General features: G+C 34.6%; 16 protein-coding genes and 1 other annotated feature. Of the genes, 3 read left to right on the top strand and 13 right to left on the bottom strand.

What is annotated here, in order from left to right:
* Positions 1 to 29 precede the first annotated feature (29 nt).
* The 11 genes from SO785_RS09010 to SO785_RS08960 form a co-directional block, all read right to left on the bottom strand.
* Positions 30 to 707, bottom strand: coding sequence for a DUF975 family protein (locus tag SO785_RS09010; RefSeq protein WP_011254619.1), 678 nt, complete (start codon positions 705 to 707; stop codon positions 30 to 32).
* A gap of 263 nt (positions 708 to 970) precedes the next feature.
* Positions 971 to 1,204 (bottom strand): hypothetical protein, encoded by a 234-nt coding sequence (locus tag SO785_RS09005; protein ID WP_003549534.1) that lies wholly within the window; start codon positions 1,202 to 1,204, stop codon positions 971 to 973.
* A gap of 193 nt (positions 1,205 to 1,397) precedes the next feature.
* Complete coding sequence (locus tag SO785_RS09000) at positions 1,398 to 1,760, bottom strand: hypothetical protein (protein WP_003549528.1); 363 nt, start codon at positions 1,758 to 1,760, stop codon at positions 1,398 to 1,400.
* A gap of 132 nt (positions 1,761 to 1,892) precedes the next feature.
* The gene (locus SO785_RS08995; protein WP_003549527.1) at positions 1,893 to 2,834 is read right to left on the bottom strand and encodes a serine hydrolase domain-containing protein; all 942 of its coding nucleotides are present in this window, start codon (positions 2,832 to 2,834) and stop codon (positions 1,893 to 1,895) included.
* Complete coding sequence (gene dltD, locus SO785_RS08990; protein ID WP_003549525.1) at positions 2,834 to 4,120, bottom strand: D-alanyl-lipoteichoic acid biosynthesis protein DltD; 1,287 nt, start codon at positions 4,118 to 4,120, stop codon at positions 2,834 to 2,836. The genes SO785_RS08995 and dltD overlap by 1 nt, the downstream gene beginning before the upstream one ends.
* Positions 4,113 to 4,352, bottom strand: a complete 240-nt coding sequence (gene dltC, locus SO785_RS08985) for a D-alanine--poly(phosphoribitol) ligase subunit DltC (protein WP_003549523.1) — start codon at positions 4,350 to 4,352, stop codon at positions 4,113 to 4,115. Before dltC ends, dltD begins: the two co-directional genes overlap by 8 nt.
* Positions 4,353 to 4,386: 34 nt before the next feature.
* Positions 4,387 to 5,625, bottom strand: coding sequence for a D-alanyl-lipoteichoic acid biosynthesis protein DltB (gene dltB / locus SO785_RS08980; RefSeq protein WP_011254621.1), 1,239 nt, complete (start codon positions 5,623 to 5,625; stop codon positions 4,387 to 4,389).
* Entirely contained in the window at positions 5,625 to 7,139 is a 1,515-nt protein-coding gene (dltA, locus tag SO785_RS08975) for a D-alanine--poly(phosphoribitol) ligase subunit DltA (protein WP_003549519.1), read from the bottom strand. The genes dltB and dltA overlap by 1 nt, the downstream gene beginning before the upstream one ends.
* 15 nt (positions 7,140 to 7,154) lie before the next feature.
* Positions 7,155 to 7,307: a teichoic acid D-Ala incorporation-associated protein DltX gene (locus tag SO785_RS08970; RefSeq protein ID WP_003549518.1), complete on the bottom strand. Its 153-nt coding sequence runs from the start codon at positions 7,305 to 7,307 to the stop codon at positions 7,155 to 7,157.
* Positions 7,308 to 7,451: 144 nt separating this feature from the next.
* A complete protein-coding gene (locus SO785_RS08965; RefSeq protein WP_021721408.1) occupies positions 7,452 to 7,748 on the bottom strand; it encodes a hypothetical protein in 297 nt (98 codons plus the stop codon).
* Positions 7,749 to 7,767: 19 nt separating this feature from the next.
* On the bottom strand, positions 7,768 to 8,904 hold the full coding sequence (locus tag SO785_RS08960; RefSeq protein ID WP_003549513.1) for a YncE family protein: 1,137 nt from the start codon (positions 8,902 to 8,904) through the stop codon (positions 7,768 to 7,770).
* Positions 8,905 to 9,503: 599 nt separating this feature from the next.
* Here SO785_RS08960 and cbpB point away from each other — a divergent pair.
* From cbpB to SO785_RS08945, 3 genes are all read left to right on the top strand, one after another.
* Complete coding sequence (gene cbpB / locus SO785_RS08955; RefSeq protein ID WP_003549510.1) at positions 9,504 to 9,980, top strand: cyclic-di-AMP-binding protein CbpB; 477 nt, start codon at positions 9,504 to 9,506, stop codon at positions 9,978 to 9,980.
* Between the two features lie 120 nt (positions 9,981 to 10,100).
* On the top strand, positions 10,101 to 11,957 hold the full coding sequence (locus SO785_RS08950; protein WP_003549508.1) for a heavy metal translocating P-type ATPase: 1,857 nt from the start codon (positions 10,101 to 10,103) through the stop codon (positions 11,955 to 11,957).
* Between the two features lie 56 nt (positions 11,958 to 12,013).
* Positions 12,014 to 12,070: a sequence feature (sodium ion sensor (DUF1646 type); this cis-regulatory element may regulate processes involved in with the transportation of sodium ions), on the top strand.
* Positions 12,071 to 12,103: 33 nt separating this feature from the next.
* On the top strand, positions 12,104 to 13,273 hold the full coding sequence (locus SO785_RS08945) for a cation:proton antiporter (protein ID WP_003549506.1): 1,170 nt from the start codon (positions 12,104 to 12,106) through the stop codon (positions 13,271 to 13,273).
* 288 nt (positions 13,274 to 13,561) lie between these two features.
* Here the strand turns inward: SO785_RS08945 and SO785_RS08940 are convergent, their stop codons facing one another.
* A complete protein-coding gene (locus SO785_RS08940) occupies positions 13,562 to 14,209 on the bottom strand; it encodes a DUF4097 family beta strand repeat-containing protein (protein WP_011254622.1) in 648 nt (215 codons plus the stop codon).
* A 55-nt stretch (positions 14,210 to 14,264) separates the two neighbouring features.
* Positions 14,265 to 15,827 carry an ATP-binding cassette domain-containing protein gene (locus tag SO785_RS08935; protein ID WP_011254623.1) on the bottom strand — a complete coding sequence of 521 codons (1,563 nt, stop codon included), beginning with the start codon at positions 15,825 to 15,827 and terminating at the stop codon, positions 14,265 to 14,267.
* Positions 15,828 to 15,884: the final 57 nt, after the last annotated feature.

The raw sequence follows: 15,884 nt of genomic DNA, 5'->3' as shown, positions 1-15,884 counted from the left end.
TAAAAATTTACCTGATGCTTTTTTGTACATTATTTTAAAAATTGATCGCCAGCTAAGTTGCGGTAGAAGTTAGCTTTAGCAGTTTGGTAATACGGGATCACCCATAAAAGACCGATACCCGCTGGAATACTTCCCAGGATAAACCAACCAATGAAACTTAAATCAAAAATGAACAAATCCATTTTGTGACCATTCATCAATTCTTTACTTGCATTAATTCCGTCTGTAGCACCGACTGACTTACCACTAGCCACCATGTCGCTAACGATATAGGGCGTCATTGAATATGCATAACTCTTAATAATTCCAGGAATAATTAAAAGTAGTGTCCATAAGAATGTAAAGATTGTAGTCATTACATAATTAATACATTCCGGACCAAAACGATTTTCAGTAAAAACTGAAAAAGCAGCAACGTATGGCTTTTCTTCAGTTGTATCTTCACTATCTCTTAAATGTAAAAATGAAATTGCCAAACTTAAACTAATGAAATCAGCAACCCAAGCTAAAATTCCACCTACCGGACTCAATATTTGAAAAAATACATTATTTCCATCGTAATTCATATAGAAACTATCAATATGATGACCACTCGCTGTCAAAAGCCAAGTAATAATAGCATTAATTAAAAATACAATAACTGCCCAGCCCCAATTACCACGAAGACTTTGTTTAGCAGCATCTTTTAATTCTCTTCTAGTAGACATGTTTTCCCCCATTTTTATATAAATAGTATTACTTTCAATTATATACAATTATAAACAAAAAAGATCATCAAAAAAGCCTAATTCCACCAACAACGGAACTAGGCTCACACAGTGTTTTACCGCCACTTTTGACCACATATTATAGAAGATAACATTTTCGCTACCGGAGAAAATGACTACTACTAGTGGCGGTACATGAAGATTTTAGCATTCAAAAAAATAAAACTCAAGTGAAATGATGCGAATCACGAATATTGTATTTTTTACAGAACTGCAATCACGTATATAGCAATTGCTTGATGGGAGCTAGAAAGTGGCTTGTGTTCTGCCTTAAGTTGCTTTCTGATTTTTTCGGCTCTAATTAAAGCAAAAACGGCCGCAATCCAGAATAAAACACTACCAATAATTGATATCCCACGGCTTATATTTTTAAGTCCGCCAGCTAAGCCGATAATAGGGCAGCGATGAAGAAGAGACCAAATACCAGTCCACTCCAAATAGCTAGTGGAGCTGTTGGTGGTTGATACTTCATTTTCTTAACGTTTTTAGAATAACGATACGTTAAATAAAGCTCAAGTGCTCCGAATAGCATTAGTACAACCGCTACAATTACAGGTATGAACTTTTCCATCTTTATTTACGCTTTTTTCCTTTACAATCCACATACAATTGCTAGAATACCGAATCCAATCAACAAAATCGTAATTTAGCAATATACTTATTGCTAAACGGATGTGCATCCCTCTTTGACTTAACTTCCTGATATTCGTGATAACCTTCTACCGCGTCTCTAATTCCCCAGTAGATCAGGAATACACCAGCAACAATTGAAGTCCATTTATAAACTGCACCATTACTTGCACCAAAAATGATTGCAGCTAAGCCGCATACAAGTAAAATATAACCAATCACTCTACTATTACGTCCAACGTAAGAAGCGTTATGTGTCTTTGAACCCTTTGTTTGTCTAATTACAGAATTACTAATTAAAATTTGTGCAACGCCTAACAATGCAACCAAAACATACACGCTATATTCAATCGCAGTAGTCATAATATTCACACTTTCTAAAAACCACCATCTGCTTTAATTATATGGAAATATTACAAAAGAAGACGTAAATATATAACCTACCAGAACAAAAAAGGCCTGACTCCGAATTGAATCGGAATCAGACCTATTTTTTTAAAAGTTCATCATCATTGACATGATGCGGTTCACTTTCTTCTTAACCTTACCAAACTCACCAGGAACGGTGTGATTATCCTGAATAATAATCATATTCTTCCCATCCTTAGTAGTACGCATAAAAGTATAATACCCTTCACCTGCACCATTAGCAGATTTGTAATTCTTAAGGTTATACAATCCACCATTATAGAATGTAGGAGCCTTCCCCTTAAAGAGGATCTGCTTACTTTGTTTGGTTAGCATGTTACCATGCAAAATATATTCAATTGTTTTAGCCAAATCACCATTAGACATTACAACTGATCCAGCACCTAACTCATTATGTGCATCTTTCACTGCAGCATCATGTTTTACTTTAACGTACTGACCTTCCTTCATCTCATATCCTGGTACCCAGTTAACGGCACGCAGTTTAGACATATCTGACCAAAGGAATTCCGTTTGCTTTAAGCCAAGTGGCTTGATATAAGTCTCATGAAATAATTGCTCATAAGTCTTGTGCTCAAGCTTAGATAAGATACCGCAGAGATAAATGTAGTTAACTGAAGTATAGTGCCATTTACCAAGATTTTGTGCATCAAATATCGTGTATTTCTGATCATGTTCAATGTTCTTTTCATCAGAAATAAATTCTTTTGTACCTAATTCTTGACCTTGCTGTAAATCAAGACCCGAAGTCATATCAAGCAAATTACTAATTTTGACTGAATCAGCTCCGTCTACGTTAGGATAATACTTAGAAAGCTTATAATCTAAGCTAAGCTTACCTTTTTGCACCTCACGCATTACCATTGCAGCGGTCATTGATTTTTGAACAGAATTTATTAAATAGCTAGTGTCAGTACTATTATTTGTTGCATAGTTTAGCACAGGCTTCATATTACTTGTTACCAATACAGAGCCTTTAACACCTAATCTATTAATAGCCCGTCGCACTACTTCACTTTTAAACGATCTTTATTATTTAAATTTACACGTTTAACGTTATCTTTATTCTGCCACTTCTTTGAGAAGTAGTAGTTAGACATATCATAGTTGTAACGTTCGTTAGGCAACTTCATAAATGGTCTAACAGCTTGATCAACAGCTACCCAGCCTTTCCAACCAAGGTGAATAGTATCTTGCATGAAGTACTTTTCATTACCACGTTTAGAAAGATCTGCAATATTTTCAAAACCTTGACTAGTCAATTGTTGTTCAATTTTAGCAACTGATTCTTGATACATTTTTTGTGATAAACCAGTATACTTCATCCACTTACCATTAATTGGTGGAATAATGAACAACACATTAGTATGTTGCTTGGCAAATTGTTCCAGCATTAACTGGAAGTCGCCATATTCAACAGATCTAACGTAATCAAAGTGACGTTGACTACCCTTGAGTCTCTTTAATACCTTTCTAGGCAAACGAGTTCTATAGAAAGTATTGTCAATTCCCAAGTTATTTGAAGTAGTATGTGCTGCAGCCTGTTCTTCAGCCACCTTGTTCAAAGCAGCTACAGAATAAGTATTAGGTAATACTTTAGCTCTATTTTGAATCTTATTTACACGATCGCGTAATTGGAATGAACTAAAGAAGTTATCTTCGTTACGTAACATTCTACGACGATTTTCTAAATAAAATCTTTCAAAAGTAGTTAGCTTTTTACCTGCAGCAATTTGCTTAAGACTGTTTCTAATTTCACCCTTTACATCTGGCATATCAAGCAGACGCTTAGCAGCATAACGATCAGTCTTATTATTCTTAGCACTTAACAAGAAGTTACATGCTTGAAGTGGTGAATAATATAAAGCAAATGCATTAGGATCTTGGCCTTTCTTGGTAAACCATTGTGGTGAAATAATCACTACAGCCTTTTTGTTTTTAAGCTGTTTAGTTGTACCCTGCATCCCCAAGAATTGAGCCAAAGATTGACTACCTGGTCCACCTAGAAGAAATGGACGGTAATTTCTGTGATACTTTTCAGCAATAACACTAGGGTGAAGTGGATCAAATCTAGACAATTCACTTGAACCATAGAATGGTACATAACCATCTTTATAAGCTTCTTGCTTCATTGTACTGCCCTTAAATACAGTACTATTTTGTGAGGCAGCTGCTTCATAGATAGTTTGCTTAGAAAAAGTTCTTTCCCAGGGAATAAGAAATACAACTAATAAAAGGATAAAAGCGCAAAGAACTGGGCCAAAAATTTGCCACAGCCGGCGTTTATTACTCATTTTCTAAGCTTTCCACCTTTGCAACAATCTTGTTAGGAGTGTCCCATTCTTCACGATTAAATTCTGATACAGGAACATCAATATCAAATTTTTCTTGTAAACTCAAAAGCATTTGTACACTTGCCATTGAGTCCATCAAACCATTATCAAAGATGTTTTCATCCATTTGATCTGATAAATCTTCACCAGTTAAATCGTTTAAAATGTCTAATACGCCTTGTTTAGTGTCCATAATTAATACCTCTCAAAAAATCTACGCTATATTTTTACTTCCAGCCAAACCACAATTGACTAAGGAATCCTGAGAAAATCAAGAAACTGAAACATACCATATTGAAAGTTAAGAAAATGGCAAACCATTCAGTAAACTTGTTATGTGGAATTTGTTTCTTATGCTTTCTCTTAAATCTTAGCCACATATCGTTGACACAGATAGCAGTGGCATGGAATATACCATAAACAATATAATACCATGTTAACCCATGCCAGAATCCCATTATCAAGAATAATAGGAAATATGATACCTGTGACAATCTAATACGATTCTTAAACAACTTTTTTTTCATTGCAAAGAAAGTGAATCGCATGTAGATATAATCACGGAACCAGAATGAAAGTGTAATGTGCCAACGGTTCCAGAAGTCTTTAATATTCTTAGAAATAAATGGTTTGTTGAAGTTCATTGGGGTATGAATACCCATGAAGTATGAAATTGATACAGCAAATAGTGAGTAACCTGCAAAGTCAAAGAACAGGTACATACTGTAGCAATACATGTAAGCAAGAAGCCACCATGATAACTTCAAACCACCATTAGCATTTCCCACCGCTAAAGCAGCGGCACTAATCTTAGGAAGCCAATAAGTACCAAAGAACCAACCAATAATAAATTTGTATAAAAATCCTTGGAACAAATATCTTACAGCATATTGTAAATCTGTAATATATGCGTCTCTTGTAGGAACTTTATCGTAATCTTTCTTAAATCTACGATATCGATCAATAGGACCTGATGAAATAGTTGGGAAGAAGAGTAAGAATCTTGCATAGGTTACAGGATCCACCTTCTTAATCGCACCGTCACGCATTTCCATAATAACTTGCACTGTTTTGAAAGTTACGTAAGAAATACCTAAAAATCCAATAACAAAGTTGATTGAATTAAGTGGGAATGCGGTCAAATACTTAACTGCAGCCAGCGGAATAATCGCTAAAATTACAGCCAAGCTAAATACCCAAGTCTTATTTTTACCATGATGACGATAATACTGATAAGCAAACGTCAAAGCAAATTCATAAACCAGCCAGATTAGCAAGTTTACACCTTGTTGCCAGTGACTACCGTCAAAAATCAAGAATAAGAAAACAATTGAGAAAATCGCTTCATATGTCTTGAGACGATGACCATAGTAAAGTCCAATAATAATAGGAATTAACGCGATCATCAAGTAAACAAAATATTGCGGATTTGAGTAAGGTTGTAAGTTAATGAAATTAAAATTCACTACTTATTAACCTCCTTAATAACTGCCTTAATATCCACCTTACCGTTTTGAGAAATTGGTAATGTATCTTGGTAAACATAACGCTGTGGAATCATGTAAGGCATCACGTTCTTAGCTAAGTCTTCACGAATCAACTTAGTAAGTTGTGCATCAGAATACTTACGACGAACGCCATGCTTCAATTCGATTTCAGCAACAATTTGCTTTACAGTATGATCTTTATTGTATTTAGGTGCTGCGACACCATAACGTACAAATTCATTCTTTGACAAGTAGAAATTAATTTCTTCAAGTTCGATTCTGTAACCATTGAACTTGATTTGGAAGTCGATTCTACCGCGATAAAATAGCATATCACCATCAAAGAATCCAGCATCTCCACTACGGTAGCTGCGATACTTGTCGCCCTCATTTTGGAAGAAAGCAGCTTCGGTCTTTTCAGGGTTATTCATGTACCCTTTTGAAACGCTAGGACCACTGATAATGATTTCACCTTCGCCAGGCTTATCTCCCTTTGAAGTATCAATAGTAATCTTAGTGTCTTCTTTTACTCTACCAATTGGTAGACGATCATACTTTTCAAGTATTTCATCAGTGATCTCTACTTGAGTCACAGCAACTGTAGTTTCAGTAGGACCGTAAGTATTAAAAATATGACTTTCTGGGAACTTCTTCTTAAGCATATCAGCTTCACTATGTGGTAATTCTTCACCACAGAATAAGAAGTGAGTTAAGTCTGGATGATGTTCTGCATCAAAGGTTTTATCTAAGAAACACATTTGTGCAAATGATGGAGTTGATACCCAAACATTAAATTGCATTTTTGGTAAAGTTTGGAACAATTGACCAAAGTTTTGCGTAACATCATGTGGTAAAACAACAAGCTTTCCTGCTGAAACAAGTGCAGGATAAAGGCTCATAACTGACAAGTCAAATGAGTATGGAGCTTGTGCCAAAAAGCTTGGGTGTTCTGGCAAATTAAAATCTGATAATTCCCAGTTTACAAAACTCAACAAATTATCATGACTGATTTGTACACCCTTTGGCTTACCAGTAGTACCTGAAGTAAAGATAATATAGTAATTTTCGTCGCCTTCAACGAAATTACTTTCATCAACTGTAAAGTCGCCATCTTCAACTTCATTAGCTTTAAGTACCTTGATGCCGTCTAAATTAACGTCTGGCAATGGATCAATTTCCAAAACCATAGGTGATTTTGAAACATCTTGAATCATTGTTAAACGTTCAGCATTTGAATAACTTGCAATTGGAATATATGCGTGGCCTGATTTAACACAACCTAAGAAACTAGCAATCATTTCAAATGTTTGACCACCCCAGATCATGATTGGTGCATGTTCTGGGATATCCATACTAGCAATCTTGTGTGCCCAAGCGTTTGAACGCTTCTTAAGGTCACCATATGTATTGGTTTCACCGAGATAATCGTAAACTACACGATCTGGTTCATTTTCAGCTATCTCGTCAATTCTCTTAATAACATCTTGAATCATATGACAACACCTACCCTAAAATTCGTTGTAAATAAAGTGCACTGAAGTGAGTCCACTGTATTCATACAAATAGATAAGAGCCATCAGGATGCCAAAATAAACAAGTGTCTTTAAGACAAACATACCAATTCGTTTGCCTCGAGAGTCTACTTTTGTTTTATTTTCCATTTTTTCTCCTTCAAGCAATCTTTTTACTGTGCCTTATATTACTACAAATAGCAACACTAAGCGCACTATCGATATACATTTTAACAAATTTAAACTTTTTCTTAAATCATAGCTTTTAATATAAAATGATAAAAAGCGCTTTCTTTACTGTATTTTCTTACAATCCCGGTATGCAAAATATAATGGGATAAAAATGATAATTGCCACAAAAATTAAAGCAAAAATTGTTAGTTTCATCACATTTTGCGGATTAAGCCATCGTTTACTTTTTGCAGTAGTCAATAAATATACAGCAAAAAGTACGATAATAACTAACTCCCCTAGACAGAAGAGAGAATTAGTCATTTGATAGAAATACAAATAAACTGTAGCGGGTAATAAACAAAACCAACCCGAAAAGCGTAAAAGAAAGATTTCTCGTTTTCGATAATTAATATTCATAATGTATGTCTTTCCTTTTCTAACTACCAAATAAAGCATTGATATTTAACGACAGAATTCGATCCATTACCATAATGTCAGGGCGAGCATATATTTTAGAGCCTGATTCAAAAACACAAAGTAATTGTCCCTTATAAGCAGTGATTTGCTCTAAATATGGTGGTAACTCTATAATCAACTCCGCATTTTTTTCATCAAGATTATTTAAAGCGGTCGTTGGAAAAACATACAATTTAGAATTTTTACTACCATAGGATTGACTTAAGAATATTTTATCCTGATATATGGCAATTCCTTGAATCTGCTTGTCCATCGTTGTTTCTCCTGTCGGATCTGACCACTGAAGTGTACCTGTAACAGACTTAATTTCGTTATTGGTAATAGACCCCTTATTTTTTCCACTTCTAGCAATTGTATATGCAGCAACTTTTCCGCGACCATACATGTTAAAAAAGCCTACAAATAATTGTCCATCATAATACGTAACTGTTGAAGCCTTTTCTACAGCGGGGATAGCAATCTGGTGATTATATTTTATCGGCATCTGACTGCCGGCTTTATAAGCTTTCATTTCTTTTAATGAAAATGAAGCTAAAGCAGACGATTTTCCCATTTTACTGGTAACCCAAATATTTTTAGCTACTGGATCATATGCGATTCCACCTAAATGTGGTCTTCCAGAAACCTGAATTGTCTTAATATATTTACCAGACTTTTTATCCAAAACATAAATGACAGATGCGTGTGTATGATTGCCATCATAAGCTGTGAGCAAAATATACTTACTTACTACCGCTATTCCTTGTGGCGTCATAGCAGCTGTAGTATCGTACTTTTTAGTCACAAAATCGTAACTTTTAGTAGAAATAAGACCAGGGATAACTACATCTTTTCCATCCCATGTCATAGGTGGTACATAATTTGACACTTTATTAATAAAGGAATAATTTTGCCTTAATGTTTTTTGATAATTATTCCAATTATGCCAAGCTGGACTAATGCTAGTTCCATCCTTAGTCGTTATAACTTTAGGACGTTCTTTTAACATTTGCTCTTTTTGCCACCATTGATAGCCGTAATAACCACCTGCCCCTATTCCAGCTAAAATTAGTAGTATTAAAACCAAATGTAATATAGTCTGGACTATTTTCTTCAAAAAGATGCCCCTCTCTATTATCCGTTTGGGTCATGCTTACAATTATAACCAATGAACAAAAAAATTTCCGACATTGTCCCTATATTTCAAAAATATGCATTTAATTTATAAAAAATACATATTTTTTATAAATTAAATGCATTTCGTCACACTTTTTTCACAATTTAAGGTTATACTACATAATGTAGTAAGTAAGAAAACGATTCTTACCACTACAACTCAACTTTTTTGTTTTTCATTCATACTCCTCCAAGTAAATAATGAAAATAAAAAGAATTGACTTACTCCAATTAGTCAATTTCATATCTATCCCTTTCGGCTCACGTGTGTTGCGTGAGCTTTTCTTATGGCATTTTTTCATCTTAATTACTTCTCAAGTAAATCTTTACCTTTTCATAATAAATTAAACATTTTTACTTCACATTTGCTATGTATTATATAAATCGTAGCAAGGCGGTAGAAACTTGCTACATACTCCCACTTTTTTATTTCATTCATTCTTACTCCTCCAAAGTAGATGAAACTAATAAGGTCCGCAAAAATTTGCGGGCCTTTTCCTTTTTTCAAGTATAATTTTAGTAAGAAAAGAGGTAGTTATTATGTTTTCACCATCAATTCAACATTTAATTGAAGAAAAATCTGGTTCATTCGTCATACCTGCCAGTCGTATCGCATTTGTTCAAGATGATAATCCACTTTATCACGCCTTTTTAATCCTTACCAAAGTTAAATATTCTAAAATTCCAGTTTTAGATAAAGATAAAAAAGTTGTTGGATTATTGAGTTTATCAATGATTACTGACAAAATGCTTACAACTGATGATATTTCAATAAAAGCTTTATATGATCTTAAAGTTAAAGATGTCATGCAAACCAAGTTTGATAAAATAAATTTTGTTCAAACAACACTTGAAACCCAACTACATCTACTGATCGACAATGCATTTTTGCCGATCGTTGATGATCGCGGTGTTTTTCAAGGACTTCTTACACGTCGAGAATGGATAAAGGCTTTTAACTACGTTGTCCATACTTATGATCAACATTATGAATCTAAAGAGAAAATTTCAAAGTAGTTATCTAACCTGATCAACTGCTTTTTTTATTTTGTCCAAAGCATGAGCACTGGCTTGTTAATAGAAGAATGGTAGAATGGGTGAAGTAGAGTAAATATATATGCTTTTGGAGGCTAAATTATGAAGCGTCAATGGAAATTTATTGTCGTTTTAATTGCCGGGGTAATAAGTTTAATTTTGGAATTTGGCATACATGCTCCAACTTTGTTTACCACACCAATCTTAGGCTTACATATGAATCCTCAAGCAATTATTATTGACATCCTCGGTATCTGGATTTCTGTTATCTTACTTATGGAAATATTTGAAGATTGGAAATCTGGTCGTTACGGTGTTGATATCCTTGCAGTTATTGCAATTGTTTCTACTATTTTGATTAACAATTACTGGGCTGAATGGATGATTTTGGTAATGTCTACTGGTGGTGAAACACTTGAAGACTACGCTACAGGTCAAGCTAGCAAGGAACTTCGCTCTTTATTAAACAATACTCCTCGTATTGCTAATAAATTAGTTAACGGTAAGATCACTGAAGTTAACGTTAATGATTTAAAGATCGGTGATATCGTTTTAATAAAGCCGGGACAACAAGTTCCCGTTGATGGTGAAATTGTTAAAGGAATGTCAAGCTTTGACCAATCATCACTTACTGGTGAATCCGTTCCGGTATCTAAAAAGCCAGGAGACAATCTAATGTCTGGCTCAGTTAACGGTGATGCAGCTGTAGAGATGAAAGTAACTAAAGAAGCCAAAGACTCAGAATATCAGTCTATCGTTGCCTTGGTTAAATCTTCTCAAGCTCAACCAGCTAAGTTCGTTAAAATGGCTGACCGTTATGCTGTTCCATTCACTATTATTTCTTTGATTATTGGTGGTGTGGCTTGGGCCGTATCAGGCGATGCAACAAGATTTGCGGAAGTTATGGTTGTTGCTTCCCCTTGTCCACTTTTGATCGCTGCACCTGTTGCTTTAGTCAGTGGTATGAGCTCAATGTCAGCTCACCATATTATTGTAAAGTCCGGTCCAACTCTTGAGAAATTGTCTCGTGCTAAGACATTTGCCTTTGATAAGACTGGTACTTTAACTGAAAACCAGTTGGTAGTTGATCAAATCGTACCAGCTGATAATTCTATTTCTAAAAATGAATTACAAGGATTAGCTGCCAGTGTCGAACAACAATCAAGTCACGTTATTGCTAGTTCACTTGTTAAAGCAACTAATAAAGATTTAATTAAACCCGTAACTAATTTAACCGAAACTACTGCTCAAGGTGTTGAGGGTGATGTTAACGGGAAGCACGTTAAAGTGGGTAAACTAAAATTCGTTGCGCCTGATCATGAAAAGATTAACGTCAGCTCTACTGCAGTATTTGTATCAATTAATGATAAATTTGCTGGTTACATCACTTTAATGGATAAAATGCGTCCAGAAACTCCTGCTACAATTGCTAAACTTCGCAAGCAAGGTGCTGAAGACATTATGATGCTTACCGGTGACCATAAGCAAGTTGCCGAAAAAGTTGGTAAAGAAGCTGGTATTACTGACATTCGTGCCGACCTTTTACCATCAGAGAAGATTAAAGCAATTAAGGAAGTTCCTAAAGATTTACGTCCTGTCGTAATGACCGGTGATGGTGTTAATGATGCGCCTAGTTTAACTGCTGCTGATGTGGGTATCGCAATGGGTGCTAAAGGTGCAACGGCTGCCAGTGAGAGTGCTGATGCCGTTATTATGGTTAACGATTTGTCTAAGGTTAATAATGCGGTAGCTATTGCAAAGCACACAATGAAAGTTGCAAATATCGATGTTTTAACTGCCATTGGCGTTGTTATAATTATCGAACTAATTGCCTTTACTGGTGTCATTCCTGCTTTCTGGGGAGCTATCTTACAAGAAGTTGTTGATATGATTACTATTAGTTTGGGACTTCTTGCTAAGACTAAGCCAAGTAAAAAGCAATTTGGACTTGAAGAGTAATTTGCATCAACTTTAAAAAACAATTAAAATTAAACTCAACTGAATATTTATTTAGTGGTTGGGTTTTTATCAAAATAAAAACTTTCAAGATTTGCTTCTTTGGGTCAAGAAGCGCTTGAAAGTTTTTTGTTTTTTAAGGGGGATTTATGCATTTCTTAGGAGAATTAATTTTAATCCTGTTAACTACCGTATTGCTCGGGCAATTATTTGCTCGCTTCAATATGCCTGCAGTTATTGGACAATTACTTTCAGGAATTTTATTAGGACCAGCTATTTTAAATTGGATTCATCCGAATGAAATAATTAGTCTTTTTTCTGAATTTGGGGTCATTTTATTAATGTTCTTGGCCGGTCTTGAAAGTGACTTGGACTTGTTAAAGAAATACTTCAAATTAAGCTTTACGGTAGCCAGTGTTGGTGTTATTTTGCCAGTGATATTCATGGGTCTTGCCAGTTATTTCTTTGGCATGCGACCACTTGAAGCACTCTTTATTGGTATTGTTTTTGCGGCAACTAGTGTTTCAATTTCGGTCGTTGTGCTGCAAGAAGCAAATCAGCTTCATACACGTGCTGGTACAGCTATTTTAGGCGCTGCAGTAGTTGATGATATTTTGGCCGTTGTAGTTTTAAGTTTATTTACTACATTTAGTCATGAAGGTGGAAAAAGTGGTTTAACAAACAACTTTTTCCTCAACATTTTGATTGAAATCGTCTACTTTGTTGTAGTTTGGATAATTTTCAAATTTATAGCACCATACTTTATGAAAGTATCTGAAAAAATTTCTGTTGATTATTCCGTTGTCATTGGTTCATTGGTTTTAGCCTTGACGATGGCATGGGCAGCGGACTTTGTTGGTTTATCCGCTGTTGTAGGGGCGTTTTTTGGTGGTTTGGCAATTCGCCAAACGCCGCAACACAAAGAAGTACAATCTTCAGTTTCAGCAATCGGTTATTCAATCTTTATTCCAGTCTTCTTCGCTGACATTGGACTTTCAATGACTTTTGCTAGTTTCATTAAAGATATCTGGTTCATCATAGTTATGACTGTTTTAGCCGTTTTATCTAAGTTTTGGGCCGGAAAATATTCTAGCGAAGTATTTGGCTTTACTAAGAATGAAGGTAATATTGTCGGTGCCGGAATGGTTTCACGTGGTGAAGTTGCGTTAATTGTTGCGCAGATTGGGATCACTCATAACTTGTTCCCTGAAGATATTTATTCAAGTCTGATTTTGGTAATCATTGTAACGACTGTTGCTTCGCCATTTATCTTGAATCACTACATTAAGAAAAGTAAGCAAGATACCGAATTTATGTAATATAGATAGCCTAGCAAAATGCTAGGCTATTTTTTCGTGTTCGCTTGTAGACGCAAATATTGATCAAGTATATTTGACTCTATTACAATCCTGTTAGAAAGGAGACGCCGTCGTGTCTGTTTCAGATGCGTTGCATCTAATGAGTAGCGAAAAAAATAACTGCTTTAGCTGGGGAGAGCTGGCAGTTATTTAGTAAATTGTAATAATTTTCAAATAGTCGTCGCTAATGCGATTCTACACGGCCTCTTTTTTCATATTCGGTATATCAACTAGATAAATAGTAGATAATTAATTCACGTAAATATTACCATTTGAGGTATCGATACTTAGCACATTTTTAGCACTTGTATTCTTCTCAAATTCATCAGATTTATTCTCTCCTTTAACGACGATACTGCCATTAGAAGTGGACAAAGCATATCCTTCGACGTTACTCTTTCCAACTTTTACCGTGCCGTTTGAAGTGTCGATTTCGAAGTCTTTTTTCGTTATCAGATTTTTAAGATTAACATTACCGTTTGAAGTATCAATTGTTCCCTTCTGAACTTCCAGATAATCAACTGATACATCACCATTAGAAGTATCGACGGAAAGATACTTTAATTCTTTTTTTGGCATTTCGATCGTGAGAGTTTGCTTTATATTCTTGCTACCAAAAATATTGCTATTAATAATTGTTGATTTTTTTGGTGAATCAATGACCAAAACTCCATTTTTTACCTTTATAGTTGGTTTTAACTTATTCTGACCTACATAACGCACACGATAATGTTTGCCGCTTATAATTTTTATATCATCATTTGCACTATCGATTTCTATTCGATTATATGCAGGTAAAGAAAAAGTTTTATTAATTATTTGGCTACTATTTTTACTGCATCCATAAAGTCCGCAAATCGTTATACAACCCAATATTAAAGCTACAAATTTTTTCATTCTACTACTCCCCATATATTAAAAAGTTTCAATCTCTTTTTTCGTACTTAATATATTACTTCAAGTCAATCACATCATTATATTTTTCTAACTCATCTGCATCATAATGATGGATTACTTCCACAAAAGTTAATGCAGAATTTAACAAATACTGATGAATTTTATCTGACGTCTTTTTATCAAGAGAAGCATTAATTTCATCAAGTAAAAGCACTGGACGCTTAGATAAAATCGCCCTAGCAAGCTCAATTCTTGCCAATTGACCACCTGATAATTGATCAGCATTATCACCTAAAGAATAATCAAACCCCTTTTCTTTGATTACATCAGTAAGTTCAAGTTCAAAACAAACCTGCTCAACTATTTCTTGGGGAATATTTTTACCTAACGTTAGATTAAACCACAGAGTATCAGCGAAAATTACCGGTGCTTGACTGGCATAAGCAAAAATATTTTCAAAATTGCCTGCTTTTTCTGTTTTTCCATTCAACAGAATTCCCTTGGCTTCACCATATTTACCTTTCATCAAGAACTGCAACAATGTTGATTTACCCGTTCCAGATGGTCCGATAATAGCCTGTTTTGTCTTGTTTTTAATTGTTAAATTAAAATTATGAATCAACTGCTTGCCTTTTCTATTAAGTGAAACATCAGTTAAAACAAGATCTTGAAAAACTGCTTTATTGTCGTTAACTTTTTCATTATTTGCCAAAGCTAAATACTTATTCGTTTTTTCAACGATCTTTTTAGTAGTTGATAATTCATTGCGGTCATCCAAAATAGTCAAAATTGGATTCACAAAAGAATTAGCCAATTGAACAATAGCAAAAAGTGAACCTAACGTGGTCATTTCATGAATCACCATGTAAACACCTGTTAAAAACGGAATTAAGAATGTAACCAGATTACCAATTAAACTAATCCAAGAGCTTGTATCCAAATTCAACAAATTCATTTTTCTTAGAGCAGTTTCAAGATTAAACACTTTTACTTGATTCTTTTCAGCTGCGCTTTCCTGTCCATTGTATAAACGCAAAGTTTCGCTACCGGCTAAAAAATTTTTAGTTTGATTTACGTATTGACCATTGGCTTTAGTCCAATTTTCCGAGGCATTTTGAATTAATTTTTGGAAGAAATTAGAAATAAACATTGGAACAAATGAACCAACTAAAAACAAGATAGTAACTAGCCAATTGACCAATAATGCATAACCGAGGGCCAACACCAATGTGCAAGCCTGCATAATAATTTCAATCTGTGCATCAAAACGATTAGTTTCAAGCAACTTAAAATCATTAGTTAAAAAGCCAAGAGCATTGGAATTCTCATCCCTATCAGTACTAAGCATCCCCTTGAAGATATTCGTTCTCAAATATGTATTAGTTTCCTGAATTGCGGCAGTTTTCAATCTGTTAAAAATCAAACTAGCTATAAAAGTAATCAAGAATCCACCAATTACGATAGCCAAAAAAATACTTACTTGATTCCACTTCTTTTGTGTTGCAATATTAGTTAAAGTTTGTACCATATATGCCATCACAATAGTAGAACAACTGGCAACAATTCCGGTTATGATCATCAAGATAAATTTGAAATGATTTGAATATTTGTAAAGCATGAAATTCAACTCCCCTGTTTGTTATTGGGGATATTATTGCATGCATTTTTTATTCAA

The organism is Lactobacillus acidophilus (assembly GCF_034298135.1).
Taxonomy (GTDB): Bacteria; Bacillota; Bacilli; order Lactobacillales; family Lactobacillaceae; genus Lactobacillus; species Lactobacillus acidophilus.
The sequence above is the reverse complement of the archived record's forward strand: the minus strand, read 5'-3'. Positions and strand labels throughout refer to the sequence as shown.